Genomic DNA, 13922 nt, shown 5'->3' on the forward strand with positions numbered 1-13922 from the left:
ATTAAGGAGTAATCTATGAGAAAATGTTTACTATTATTTCTTGCCCTTATTTTTTCTGTTAACTCCAATACCTTTGCGGGAACCACCGGAAAGATTGCGGGAAAAGTTACAGATAAAATTACCGGCGAGGCTCTTCCTTTTGTTAATATTACAGTTGAAGGTACTAACTACGGCGCGGCAACTGATCTTGATGGTAATTATGTGATACTAAATATTCCGCCGGGTAAGTTTAATGTTAAGGCTCAATACATAGGTTATCAGGCGGTTATTGCGCAGGATGTCCAGGTTAGCATCGACCTTACAAGCACAGTAAATTTTGAATTAGGCGAATCGGCAGTTGAACTTGAAGCTGTTATTGTTGAGGGTCAAAAAGAATTAATCAAAAAAGATATTACGTCAAGCCAGTCGTTGGTTTCTTCTGATCAGATTGAAAACCTCCCCGTACTTGAGCTTAATGATGTGCTTCAATTACAAGCTGGTGTTACTAAGGGTGCAGACGGCAGTTTTCACATTCGCGGCGGCAGAACAAGTGAGATTGCTTATTGGGTAAATGGTATTTCAATCACCGATGGCTACGATAACAGCCGGGGTATTGAAATAGACAACAGCAGTGTTCAGGAGCTTCAGGTTATTAGCGGAACTTTTAATGCCGAATACGGAAATGCGATGTCCGGCATTATTAATACTGTAACTAAAGAAGGGGGGCGAGACTTTCACGGAGACATTAAAGTTTACAGCAGTGACTACGCAAGCAACTTCACTTCTTACTTCACTCATATTGACGATTTCAATCCTTTAGCAAATTACAATTTGCAGGGAAGTTTGAACGGACCGATTCCTTTTACTAATAATGCCATAACATTTTTTGCAAATGCAAGATATGTTTATGATGATGGGTTTTTATATGGGATCAGAAAATTTAATGTTGATGGATCTGCCGGCGACGGTGAATTTGTCCCGATGAATTGGAGCAAAAGATATCTCGGTCAAGCAAACCTTTCTTATTGGGCTACTTCTGATGTAAAACTAAACGGCGAACTTCTTTATTCTAAAGAAGATTTTCAGAATTACGGGCACGATTGGAAATGGACTCCCGATGGAAATGTAAAAGATTTTTCTAATAGCTATAACAGCACACTGACTATCACTCACTTACTTTCCTCTTCCACTTTCTACACAGTCAAAGGTTCTTACTTCTTTAAAGATTTTAATGAATATCTTTACGATAATCCATTCGACTCAAGATATCAACATCCGGACTCTTTAAGCACTGTTTCTTATGCATTTCATGATAAAGGAACTAACCTTCACAGGTTTTTCCGCGAGACAAATTCTTTAATCGGTAAAATTGATTTCACAAGCCAGGTGCAAGAAAATCACTTGCTGAAAATTGGAATTGAAGGAAAGTATCACGAATTAAATTTTGATGATTACAATCTTGAACCGCTTAGAATAAACGGAGTTGAAGATTCTGTTTTCTCTCCGGCAATTCCTTCCGAGAGTGCAACGAACAGAACAAAATACACCAATGAACCAATCGAATTTGCTGCTTATGCGCAGGATAAAATTGAATTTAATAATGTAATCATTAACATCGGGTTAAGGTTGGATTATCTTGATGCAAGAGGTAATGTTTTAGTTGATCCAAGCGATCCGAATATTTACCTGCCGTTAAGACCGGGTTTAGATTCTCTTTCTATTAGTGAAAGAGAACCATTCTTTTATAAAAAGTCAACTCCCAAGTGGCAGCTCAGTCCAAGGTTTGGAATTGCATATCCTACAAGTGCTACGGGGGTGGTACATTTTTCTTATGGACAGTTTTTACAAATTCCGACATTCCAATTTTTATTTAATAATGGCTCATACAAAGTCCCTGAGACAGGGAGTAATTATGGAATTTACGGTAATCCTGATCTCGAACCTCAAAGTACAGTTATGTACGAAATTGGTTTCAGGCAAGAATTTATGGAGGCTTTTTTAATTGATGTTACAGGATTTTATAAAGACGTTCGTAACTGGATTACTGCAGGACCATTTTTCCCGACAAGAAATCTTGTTACATATTCCAAATACATCAATAAAGATTATTCAAACGTAAAAGGAATTACTCTTACCGTAAATAAAAGATTCCTTGATAATTATTCCTTTGATATATCCTATACATATCAGGTTGCCGACGGCAGTAACTCAAGCCCGGAAGATGAGTTTAACTCTCAACTCGGCAACAGCGAACCAGCTTTATTCATTTTACCGTTAGATTGGGACCAAAGACATATCCTCAATTTTAATTTGTACGTCGGCGGTGCAGATTGGGGCGCAAGTTTTCTCGCACGTTACGGAACAGGTTTACCTTACACACCCTCCATTACCCAGTTCACTGCGGATCGCGGTATCTCATCAGGCTTGCAGCGAAACAGCCGCCGCAGACCAAATCAATTTACAGTTGATGTAAAAATCAATAAACTGTTTGATGTTTTTGGCTACAATCTCAATGTCTTTTTAAGTGTGTTTAATTTATTCGACGCCCGTACAGTCGTAAATGTATTTGGGGATACAGGTCAACCGGACTATACAACCCAGGGGCAAAACATTGGCGAAGATCCTAACCGCCCAAATTCAGTTGAAGAATATCTTCGATTCCCATGGAATTATGGCGAGCCTCGTTTAGTTCAACTTGGTTTTGAATTTTCATTTTAACAACTATGATTTTTTATTCAGGAGATAACTTGATGAAATCTTTAATCAAAATAACTTTACTAACACTTTTAGTCATAACAATTTCTTCCGGTGCCTATGCACAGCATATTCCCGGCAAAGAGCGCGGGGATCCTGGTCTCCGTGCTCAAGGACAAATGGAAGGAAACAGAATTCGTACTTCTGTTTTTAATTTTGGATTGACAGGAAGAGAGAGCGGAACCTTTCCTATTTCTGTACAAACTCCTTATGAATGGCCTAAAAATACCGGACAGGTTTATCTTGCTTTGCAAGGTATCTTTGTCGGCGGTGAAGTGACAGATGATAACGGCGAACTTCAAAGAATTATTGATGTGATGAGCTACAGAACTTCACCCGAAGGTAACAGTTGGAACTTCGAACCTGTGCCTGGATATTACAGCTCTGATCGTCAGGAAATAGCCACAAGTGTTGATGAAGGCACATGGCCTGCTTTCTGGCCCGATAAGCTTGTTGATGAAGTTGATCCTGGCTGGCCCGGCAGTTGGAACGGATACTTCGGTAAAAATAAATTTAATGCGGATCAGGAAATGTTCTATCGCGCTTCCGACGATCGCTACAGTAGATACACAGCCTACTTTCCCGATGAAACCGATCTTACTCGAAAAGGATTAGGAATTCTTCTTGATGTACGAGTGCTTGCGTGGAGCCAGGTTTTAGTCGAAGATGCTTTATTCATTTTGAATAGCATTACAAACGATGGGAGTAAGGATATTAATAAGGTTGGTGTTACTATTTGGTATGCTGACTTCGTGGGTGGTAACGGCGATTCGCAGGATGATATTTCCGAGTTTGATTTGATGCAGGATATTGCATGGACTCGTGACGCTGATAATCACGCTCCTGATTTTGGAAGTGATCCTGTTGGAATGGTTTCAATAACTTTTCTTGAAACCCCGGGCAACGCAGGGGATAGAATTGATAATGATGGTGACGGCGAACTATTCGGACCTATTGTCACCGAAGCTCTGTTAGTTGGTGAAAGCGATCCTTCAATTACTGATTCCGATCCAAGAAGAACGGACGGGGTTGACAATAATGGAAACGGCTTAATTGATGAAAATAAAACTCATATCGTTTTTGATCAGCAGGAGGGTGTACAATATGCTGACTATATTGATAATAACGGTAATGGCGAATCCAATTCCCCTGTTGTCACTTCAGACATGATTAATCTTGCCAGCGGCGATCAATGGAAAAGATGGCCCGCAAATCCTGAAAATGATCCGCTTCAAAATGGTATTGTTCATTTATTAATGATTGAATCCGATGATTTAGGTCGGGCGTTTAGAGATAATATTGATAACGATGGCAACGGTGAGGATGGCAGCCCGGTTATAACTCAAGCAATGATTGATGCTGCCGCACTTGATGCTCCTTATTACCGTTATAAAGTTTCAGACAATGTCATTCTTTATGATGTTAAAGCTGAAGATCTTGGTAATAAATATGCTGATGGTGTTGATAACGATCTCAATGGGGCAATTGATGAATTTCTGGATGATGGAATTGATGAAATGGTTGATGAAGCAAGATTCGATGGTGTTGACAATGATGTTGATTGGAATGTGCTGACTGATGATGTTGGACTCGATGGCGTTCCTCAAACAGGTGACTTTGGTGAAAATGATGGTAAGCCAACCTCTGGCGCAGGAACAGGTTTACCCGGTGAACCCAATATTGATGTAACCGATGTTTCAGAAACAGATCAGATTGGTATATCAAACGCTGATTATTTACCAGCCGGCGCTTTGAATATTCAAAGTGATGCAACCATGTGGTTTGACTTTATGATTCCGGGAAAATTTTACGATCCGCAGGAAGTTGTTGCAGGTGAATATGATCTTTTTGTTTCTTCTTCGTTCTTCCCATTAAGATCCGGGCAGACCGAACCTTTTTCTCTTGCAGTAATTTTTGCAAATGCTCCGTTGCCCGATCCTAACAGCGAATTGAGGAAAGCAGAAATTATTAAGAAGCGTGGACGTGCACAGGAAACATACAATAACGATTATCAGTTTGCTAACGCACCTCTTACCCCAACCCTGACCGCAATTCCCGGTGATAACAAAATAATACTTTATTGGGATGATGTTGCCGAATCTTCCTTCGATGCATACATTGACGCTATTGGCGGTAATGGACATGACTTTGAAGGATACAGAATTTATCGCTCAACCGATCCGGCATTCGAAGATCCACTTGATATCACAAGTGCTTATGGCTCAAAAGTATTTCGAACCCCGCTTGTTATCTTCGATCTTATTGATGGAATTCAGGGATTGGACTCAATCGGTTTCGATGGCGTCAAATATCAATTAGGAAATGATTCAGGATTAAAGCATTCATACATAGATTCAACCGTGCAGAATGGTTTTACTTATTATTATGCTTTGGTTTCGTATGACTTTGGCTACAATGCAGGAAATATTATTCCATCTGAAAGTCCGGTGCGAGTTTCTTTGCAATCTGATGGATCGGTTAAACTTGGTCCCAATGTTGTGCGTGTAACTCCTGAAGCACCTTCTGCGGGGTACATCCCTCCAACCTTAGGGGATATTTCTCTTGTGGAAGGTACAACAACGAGCACTATATCTTATGACATTGTAGATATAAATAAAATAAAAGATGGACATGTTTATTACATATCTTTTGAAGACACATTGAAAATTGGCAACCCCGTCCTTTCAGAAGATGATACTCTAACTACAAAATCTTACACTCTGAAAGATTCAACTGATAACGTTGTAGTTATAGATCAGTTTAATTCAGTAAGCGCAAGTGTTGAACAGCCCCTTGTAGATGGATTCAGATTAAAATTTGACAATGAAACAAGAGTTGAAAAAAATCCCGAAACTACCAAATGGAATAATGAAAATATACCGGCTTTCGTTTTTGAATCGTTCGTATGGCCAAACCCATCATTACGAGGTCAAGCTATTCCAAACGATTATGTAGTCTCTTTTGGAGATGTCGGATTTGGTTCTTCTTCAGAAATAAAAATAGGGACATTAACTTTTCCATCGAAACCGGTAAACTTTAAAGTATTTAATCGAAGTACTAACGATTTTATTCAATATGGATTTATAGAAGCCGATACAACTTACGGAGGTCCTGGCAAATTAACTGCCAATGGCGCTGTCAAAGATCGAATTATTTTCTTGGAAAAAGATGCCAATGATTCGCTCATATTTACGTGGTGGTTTTATTTAGGCAGTGAACCCGATACTACACTTGGACAATTTTATCCTGTTAGTGGTGATACAGCCACAATCTTTTTACGTAAACCATTTCTGGCTTCTGATGTTTTTAGATTTGTTGCTCACGAAGGACAAATAAATAATCAATTAGCTAAAGAAGATTTGGAAAATATTAAAGTTGTTCCAAATCCATATATTGCAACAGCACTATGGGAACCTAAAAATCCTTACAACAGCGGCAGAGGTCCTCGATCATTGCATTTCACTCACTTGCCAAACAAGTGCACTATTCGAATCTTCACTGTTAATGGTGAACTTGTAGATGTGATTGAGCACGAGAGTCAGTTTAATGACGGCACTGCTGAATGGGACATGCTTACAAAAGATAATTTGTCAATTTCTTACGGCGTTTATCTCTATCATATCGAGGCTCCCGGGATTGGTGAAAAGATCGGCAAGTTTGCAGTGATAAAATAATTTTTGAATGGAAAAAAACTTTAAGGTATAAAAGTGAAAAAATTAAAAATAATAATCTTAGTTGTACTTTCTCTTGCAATATTTCAACCTGATGTATTTGCAACAGAAGTTAAAAAGACCGGCACAACCGCTGCAAAGTTTTTAAGCATTGGCATCGGTCCAAGAGCAAATGCAATGGGCGGGGCATTTACCTCTTTATCAAATGATGTATCAGCACTTTACTGGAATCCTGCGGGCATTGCACTGATTCCCACTTACGAAGGTATGTTTACTTACACAAAACTATTTGCAGATATAAATCTTAACTATTTTGGATTCGTAGTTCCCGCAGGCGAAATGGGTACTTTTGGGTTTGCCGTTACTGCACTTGATTTTGGTCAAATGGATGTAACAACCGAATTCTTCCCCGAAGGTACAGGTGAAAAATTCACAGCCGGCAGTTATGCATTCGGAGTTTCTTATGCAAGACAGATAACGGAAGATTTCCTTGTCGGTTTAAATATCAAATACATTCGAGAAGATATTTACAACTCAAGCGCCGATGGATTTTCATTTGACATTGGGACAATCTTTACCACCCCGTTTTACGGAGTAAGATTTTCGAGCAGCATAACAAACTACGGAACGAAGATGCAAATTACAGGCGATGATCTTTTAGTAAGGCACGATCCCGATCCATCTGTAAACGGTAATAACGAAACAATAGATGCTCGATACGCAACCGATCAGTTTGAACTCCCCCTTCGATTACAGATCGGCATATCCAAAGATTTCCATTTTATGGATGACCAAAGATTAACTTTAGCAGTTGATGGAATTCATCCGAACGACAATGGTCAATATCTTAATGTTGGCGGCGAGTTAGCATTGCTTGATGAATTAATTTTTCTTCGTGCAGGTTATAAAACCTTGTTCCTCGAGGATAGCCAGGAAGGATTGACTCTCGGTGCAGGTATAAATTATAGTGGTTTAGAATATCTAAAAATTTCAGTAGATTATGCCTATCAAGAATATGAATTCTTAGGTAATACGCACAGCTTCGGTATAAGTCTGGCGTTTTGAGAAAAACAAACAACTAAAAAATATTCCAATAAACAAAGAAAGGAATAAACAATGAAAAAAAATCTGCTACTATTTGCACTTATAATACTTGGTGCAGTGGCTGTCGTTAATGCACAAGTTAATGTGACATTTAACGTAGATATGTCCGTAAAGGAAGCCGAGGGTCAATTTACTCCCGGAACTTCCGAAGTTCAGATGAGAGGTGATTTTGACGGCTGGGGTGCCGGTGTTGTATTAACAGACCCCGAGGCTGACTTAATCTACTCTTACGAATTCACTGGTATTGCAGTGGATAGTGTTTTCAATTTCAAATTCTTTTATACCAATCCTGATACCTGGGAAGGTGATCCTAACCGTCAATTTACTGCTCCTGCAGGCGGCGGTGAATTTTCGGATTATTTCGATCGTGACAGCGTAATTAATATTACCGCTGATGGAAACATCTTATTCCAGGTTGATATGTCCGTAATGGCAGAGATTGGAATCTTCGATATAGTATCTGATTCGGTTCAAGTTAGAGGAAATTTTAACGGCTGGGGTGATGGTGAGCCTTTAAGATCTAAACTGAATCAGGATGTTATTGATCCTAATAAATTCTTCCTTGATGTTTCATTTACTTCAATAGAAATTGGAGCTACACAGAATTATAAATTCTATGTTGACTTAGTTGATCCAAGCCTCTGGGTTGATGGTTGGGAAAGACCATTATCACAGGGTGGTGGAAACAGAGACATTGATTTTGAAGGTATCAATAATCAAGTTGCTCCTGAAGTTTGGTATGATGATGTTGATCCTGATTGGGTAATAGAAGATGGTAAAAATCTTTCTGTAGAGTTCAGAGTTGATATGACTCCTGCTACCGATCCTCTGTTACAAGCTGTTCCATTCGATCCTGCTACCGATACATTATATTGGATTGGCGAACAGCCCTCGTTCGTTAGAAGTCAGGGATGGGTTGATACAGATAACATGATGGTCTTAGTGTTAACTGATCCTGATGCTGATCTTATTTATACCGCAACAGGAGATCTTGTTGACCCAACTTTTAATTCATTCCAATACAGATATGGATGGAAAAACGGAAGTAATTGGACATTAGAACCTGCCGGCTTTGGTGACTTTGCCTACAGGATCCGTTATATCGGACAGGATTTACCTCGCAGTTTCCCGGTTAACCCCTGGGTAATGCCTATTGATACCTGGACTAATGCTGAAACTAAAACCGATCAGGAATCTGATCCTTATACTTCATTAGTTAGTGTTGAAGATCCTCAGCTTAATCCTAACACTTACTACTTAGCTCAGAATTTCCCGAATCCATTTAACCCTTCTACTTTAATTCAGTATAGTGTTCCTAAAACCAATTTTGTAACTATTAAAATTTACAATGCTATTGGACAGGAAATCTCTACATTGGTTAATCGTGAAGTAACTGCCGGTGTTCACGAAGTTAATTTCAATGCTAATAATCTTAGCACAGGAGTTTACTTCTACACAATTAAAGCAGGTGATTTCACTTCTACAAAGAAGATGTTATTGATTAAATAATTTTCTTGGCTCGATTGTCTCCTTTATAAAAAGTCCCGCTGTTAAGGCGGGACTTTTTTTATAAATGTAACTGATGGAGTTGCCACCAGTACTGATTTAGTTACCGTCAGTACTGATAGGGGCATGACCAGTACTGATAGGGGCGTGACCAACACTGATAGAGGCATGACCAGTACTGATTGAGGCTCCACCAGTACTGATTGAGACACCGTCAGTACTGATAGAGGCATTTTCAGTACTGATTGAGATTCCACCAATACTGATAGCGACTCGCCCAGTACTGATAGAGGCATGATAGAGAGTTCCACCAGTACTGATAGCGACTCGCCCAGTACTGATGAAGGTAATATCAGTACCGGTGACGGATCCGCCGGCGCAGAGAGTGAGATAAACTGTACGAATTTTAACGATTTTCGAGCTTTTTGATGATTTTTAGAGGGAATGATTGATAGTGGGAAGGGATTATAAAGTGAATATTACTCGAATTATAAAAACCTCCGATAGTGTTGCCATCGAATAACATAATTATGTCTTTTGCGTAAGGTGAGTTAATAATTATTTTTGCTTAACCGCAGTTTCTAATTGTTGAAGAAGGTTTGCAGCGCCGGGGTAGTGTGGAGTTATTTTCAGGCACTCTTTAATGGAGTTTAATGCTGAGTTGTAATCCTTAATTCCAATATAAGCGCCGCATAAATTGTATAGTAATTGATCATCTTTGTTGATGAAGTTTTTAGATTGACTTAAATAATTTATTGCTGAGGAATAGTTTTTCCGGGATAAGTCAATAATACCGAGCCACTTTGTTGAGAATGCATCGGGTTGAAGATCATATCTGATTTTTAAGTATGAATAGGCTTCATCATACTTATTAATCTTCAGCAGCTCATTAGCTAAAAAATTATAATACTCAACCACAACAGGGTATTGTGAAATCAGAATATCCGCCTGTTGTTTGAATAAATCAAAATTACCTTTTTTGAGATAATAGTCAGCAACTTTTCGATGCGCCGGCTCCCATGCTATCTTATCAACTACAACATCGTAGGCAGTTGAATCAATAAAACTTTTTCGATCAATTATTTCTGAGAGAAGTTTCTTTTTCCCTTTTTGAATAAAAGGCCAATCATTCTTTAAAAGTTTAATTCTGTAATCCGCCATGACAGAATCAAAATCAGAGAATAAAAAATTGGCTGAGGTTAAACTATCCTGCATTTCGTTTGATAATTCTTGAGCAGTTGTTTTTGGCAGCAGTCCCTTTTCTTCCATCCTTTCATAAAAAAGTTTTCCTATTAACTTATAACCTTCAATGGTGGGGTGAAGATGATCGGTCATTAAATTATCACCGATAATTCCATCTGGGCTTAAGGAGTTTAACCCGGAATCTAAATCAAGCACTTCAGCCGAATATTCTTTGCCGAGTTGTTTGATTATATCATTTATCTTTTCGGGTGCACGAAAACGTAAAGCATCTAAATCCTTTGCCAGGCGGAAAAGTGAATCAGCTTCGTGAATTTTATTTTGAAGCAGCATCTCTTTAGCTAAATTAAAAACTTCATTAGCTGAAGGCAGGGTAGTATGTTTTAACGAAACAAATGGATTTTGATTTTTTAAATTGCTTGTGAGGGTTCCCATCATCACAGGAATGTCATTGTCTTTAGCCATCTCAAGTATGTCCTGCATGTTTCCTTCAAACTGTTCAAGCCCAAGATTATATTTCTCCGAATTAAGTTCGATGTATTGGTCTTTTGCCATACGCGACATCAAAGTGCCATTTTCATTTTCCTGCGGATCATCACTAAACCAACCCATTACATCTTTAATAATATTACGGAGCAATTCCACAGTTTTAAATCTACCTAAGTACAAAATAAGATTGACCATTGTTCTTGAAGTTCCGAGTGACTCCATTGAGCCGACGCCAAGCGCACCATAATATTCGTTGTGTCCGGCATAAATAATTACAAGATCAGGTTTTTGTTCAATCACGCCCGGCATCAAATCACGAAGGGTGTAGCTGTTTACGGCAGTCATTGCAATATTAACTACTTCGATTGTGGAATTAGGATAAACTAATTGAAGTCTTTGCCGCAAATATCTTGAGAATGAGCCGATCGGCAAATAAGGATAACCTGCGGCACTGCTCCCCCCCAATACAAAAATGCGGAAAGTATTTTTCTTTTTAACAGCATCAAACACATCTTGATTAGAATAAGGAAGGTTCTCGGTTGAGAAGAAATAACGACGCGCTATTTCCGGGTTTAATAATAATTTACCTTTTGCAGCATTGACCCACTGAGAATTATCGTAACCGTAACCAAAAAGGCGGAGTGATAATTCAAGAATTACAAAAAATACTACTGGTATAAAAAGAAGAAACAGGTAATAATATTTCGGAGGTTTATACTCCGGTGCAATTTTTTGTACGGCTTCAGTTTTGTGCGATTCTTTTTTACGTGCTTTAATAGCGAATCCCTCTTTAATTTTTATATCAATATATCTGAAATAGTTTTTCCTTCACGAAAATAGCTTTATAAATAAAAAATAAAAAGTATTTTTATAATAAGAATAAGAATAATTATTGATTGGTTTTAAGAATTAAAAGCTAATATTTATGTACATCCTCGGTATCTCAGCATTTTATCACGATAGCGCAGCTTGTCTTGTAAAAGATGGAGAAATCCTTTCTGCTGCTCAGGAAGAACGCTTTACAAGAAAAAAACACGATCATAACTTTCCACAAAAGGCAATAGAGTTTTGTTTAAAGGATGCGGGAATAAAAGCTGAGCAGCTTGATCTTGTTGCGTTTTATGATAAACCATTCTTGAAGTTTGAACGATTGTTAGAAACTTATCTTGCTTATGCCCCGGTTGGAATAAAATCATTCATCAAAGCAATGCCATTGTGGATAAAGGAAAAACTTTGGATGAAGGAAATGATAAAAAACAAACTCGGATATACAGGCAAGATTATATTCCCGGAACATCACGAATCTCATGCAGCATCAGCATTCTATCCATCGCCATACAACAAAGCCGCCATCCTTACTATGGATGGAGTTGGTGAGTGGACAACAACAAGTTACGGCATTGGTGATGGAAATGATATTCAACTTTTAGCAGATATAAAATTTCCGCATTCGATAGGATTGCTATACTCTGCTCTTACTTATTATACAGGATTTAAAGTAAACTCAGGTGAATATAAAGTAATGGGTTTGGCTCCATACGGTGAACCAAAATACAAACAAATGATTTATGATCATCTTATTGATGTAAAGGAAGATGGTTCATTCAGAATGAATATGGAGTACTTTAATTATTGCCAGGGACTTACAATGACAAACGAAAAGTTTAACAATCTTTTCGGAGGTCCGCCAAGAGAACCTGAAACTAATTTAACTCAAAAGGAAATGGATATTGCAAGATCGTTGCAGGAAGTTACAGAAGAAACCGTATTGAAACTTGGCAAGCACGTTTACAAAGAAACCAAATTAAAAAATCTTTGCCTGGCGGGAGGAGTTGCACTTAACTGTGTAGCGAATGGAAGATTACTTCGTGAGGGACCATTTGAAAATATTTGGATTCAACCAGCAGCAGGAGATGCAGGCGGAGCACTTGGTGCAGCTTTAATCGGTTGGTACAAGTATCACAACAATCCAAGAATTGCTGATGAAAAATCAGATTCACAAAAAGGTTCGTACCTGGGACCTGAGTTTGATGAAAATGAAATTCATTCATTCATTCAATCAAACAATCTTGCTGCAAAAAGATATGATGACGAGCAGCTAATAGAAAATGTTGCAAATCTCATCAACTCAGAAAAAGTAATTGGATGGTTTGATGGCAAAATGGAATTCGGTCCTCGCGCACTTGGTTCACGTACAATTATTGGTGATGCACGTTCACCAAAGATGCAGGCTACGATGAATATTAAAATAAAATTCAGAGAAGGATTTCGTCCTTTTGCTCCTTCTGTTCTTTTTGAAAAGGTCAGTGATTTTTTTGAGATTGAAAAAGCAAGTCCGTATATGCTTCTTACCGCTGATGTAAAAAAAGAACGAAGAATCGCAATGACAGATGACGATCATAAAAAATGGGGAATAGAAAAACTAAATGTTGTTCGTTCAGATATTCCTGCAATTACTCACGTTGATTACTCAGCCAGACTTCAAACAGTTCATAAGGAAACAAATCCTCGTTACCATAAACTTATTTCTAAGTTTAAAGAAAAAACAGGATGTGCAGTTATCATTAATACTTCTTTTAATGTAAGAGGAGAGCCAATTGTCTGCACTCCAAAAGATGCTTACAAATGTTTTATGAGAACTGGTATGGATTATCTTGTTTTAGGCAATTATATTTTAAGCAAGGAAGATCAGAAACCTTTAGAAAGTGATAGTGATTGGAAAAAAGAATTTGTATTGGATTAAAAAATGTTAAAAGATGAAATAAAACATATTGATAACTCTGATGAAGCAGTTAAGAAAACAGGATTAACTGTTGGAGTGGTATTAATTCTTGTTTCTTTATTGTTGTGGTATCTTGGTAAATATTCTTTTATGTATTTCTCAATAGCTGGTGGATTGTTTGTTATACTTGCGTTTATTGCAATTCCTGTTTTGCGTCCATTTCATAAGCTCTGGATGATGCTTGCATTGTTGATGGGATTTGTGATGTCGCGGGTTATTTTAACAATACTCTATTATCTTGTATTAACTCCTATTGGTTTAATAGCAAAGCTTGTTGGCAAAAAGTTTATACCATTGGGGTTTGATAAAAATGCAAATACTTATTGGGAGAAGAGAGAAAATACAGCTAAACAGCAAATTGATTATGAAAGACAGTTCTAAAATGCGGACAGGGCAAGCCCTATCCCTACAAAATCAAAATGTAGGGGAGTGGCTGG

General features: G+C 38.1%; 7 protein-coding genes. 6 read left to right on the top strand and 1 reads right to left on the bottom strand.

Translation table 11 applies throughout. The annotated features are described in order from the left end of the window. Positions 1–15: 15 nt before the first annotated feature. The 4 genes from IPH11_13875 to IPH11_13890 are packed head-to-tail and all read left to right on the top strand — an operon-like array spanning position 16 to position 9017. On the top strand, positions 16–2697 hold the full coding sequence (locus IPH11_13875; protein ID MBK6914674.1) for a TonB-dependent receptor: 2682 nt from the start codon (positions 16–18) through the stop codon (positions 2695–2697). Positions 2698–2729: 32 nt separating this feature from the next. After that, on the top strand, positions 2730–6407 hold the full coding sequence (locus IPH11_13880) for a hypothetical protein (protein ID MBK6914675.1): 3678 nt from the start codon (positions 2730–2732) through the stop codon (positions 6405–6407). Positions 6408–6440: 33 nt separating this feature from the next. Next, positions 6441–7469 carry a PorV/PorQ family protein gene (locus tag IPH11_13885; GenBank protein MBK6914676.1) on the top strand — a complete coding sequence of 343 codons (1029 nt, stop codon included), beginning with the start codon at positions 6441–6443 and terminating at the stop codon, positions 7467–7469. Between the two features lie 51 nt (positions 7470–7520). Beyond that, a complete protein-coding gene (locus IPH11_13890) occupies positions 7521–9017 on the top strand; it encodes a T9SS type A sorting domain-containing protein (protein ID MBK6914677.1) in 1497 nt (498 codons plus the stop codon). A gap of 555 nt (positions 9018–9572) precedes the next feature. Here the strand turns inward: IPH11_13890 and IPH11_13895 are convergent. Next, complete coding sequence (locus IPH11_13895) at positions 9573–11213, bottom strand: hypothetical protein (GenBank protein ID MBK6914678.1); 1641 nt, start codon at positions 11211–11213, stop codon at positions 9573–9575. A gap of 415 nt (positions 11214–11628) precedes the next feature. Between IPH11_13895 and IPH11_13900 the strand changes: the two genes are divergently transcribed. Both IPH11_13900 and IPH11_13905 read left to right on the top strand, forming a co-directional pair. After that, the gene (locus IPH11_13900) at positions 11629–13446 is read left to right on the top strand and encodes a carbamoyltransferase (protein ID MBK6914679.1); all 1818 of its coding nucleotides are present in this window, start codon (positions 11629–11631) and stop codon (positions 13444–13446) included. A gap of 3 nt (positions 13447–13449) precedes the next feature. Next, entirely contained in the window at positions 13450–13866 is a 417-nt protein-coding gene (locus IPH11_13905; GenBank protein ID MBK6914680.1) for a hypothetical protein, read from the top strand. Positions 13867–13922 lie beyond the last annotated feature (56 nt).

Source organism: Ignavibacteriales bacterium (assembly GCA_016709155.1).
In the GTDB taxonomy this organism is placed as follows: domain Bacteria; phylum Bacteroidota; class Ignavibacteria; order Ignavibacteriales; family Ignavibacteriaceae; genus JADJEI01.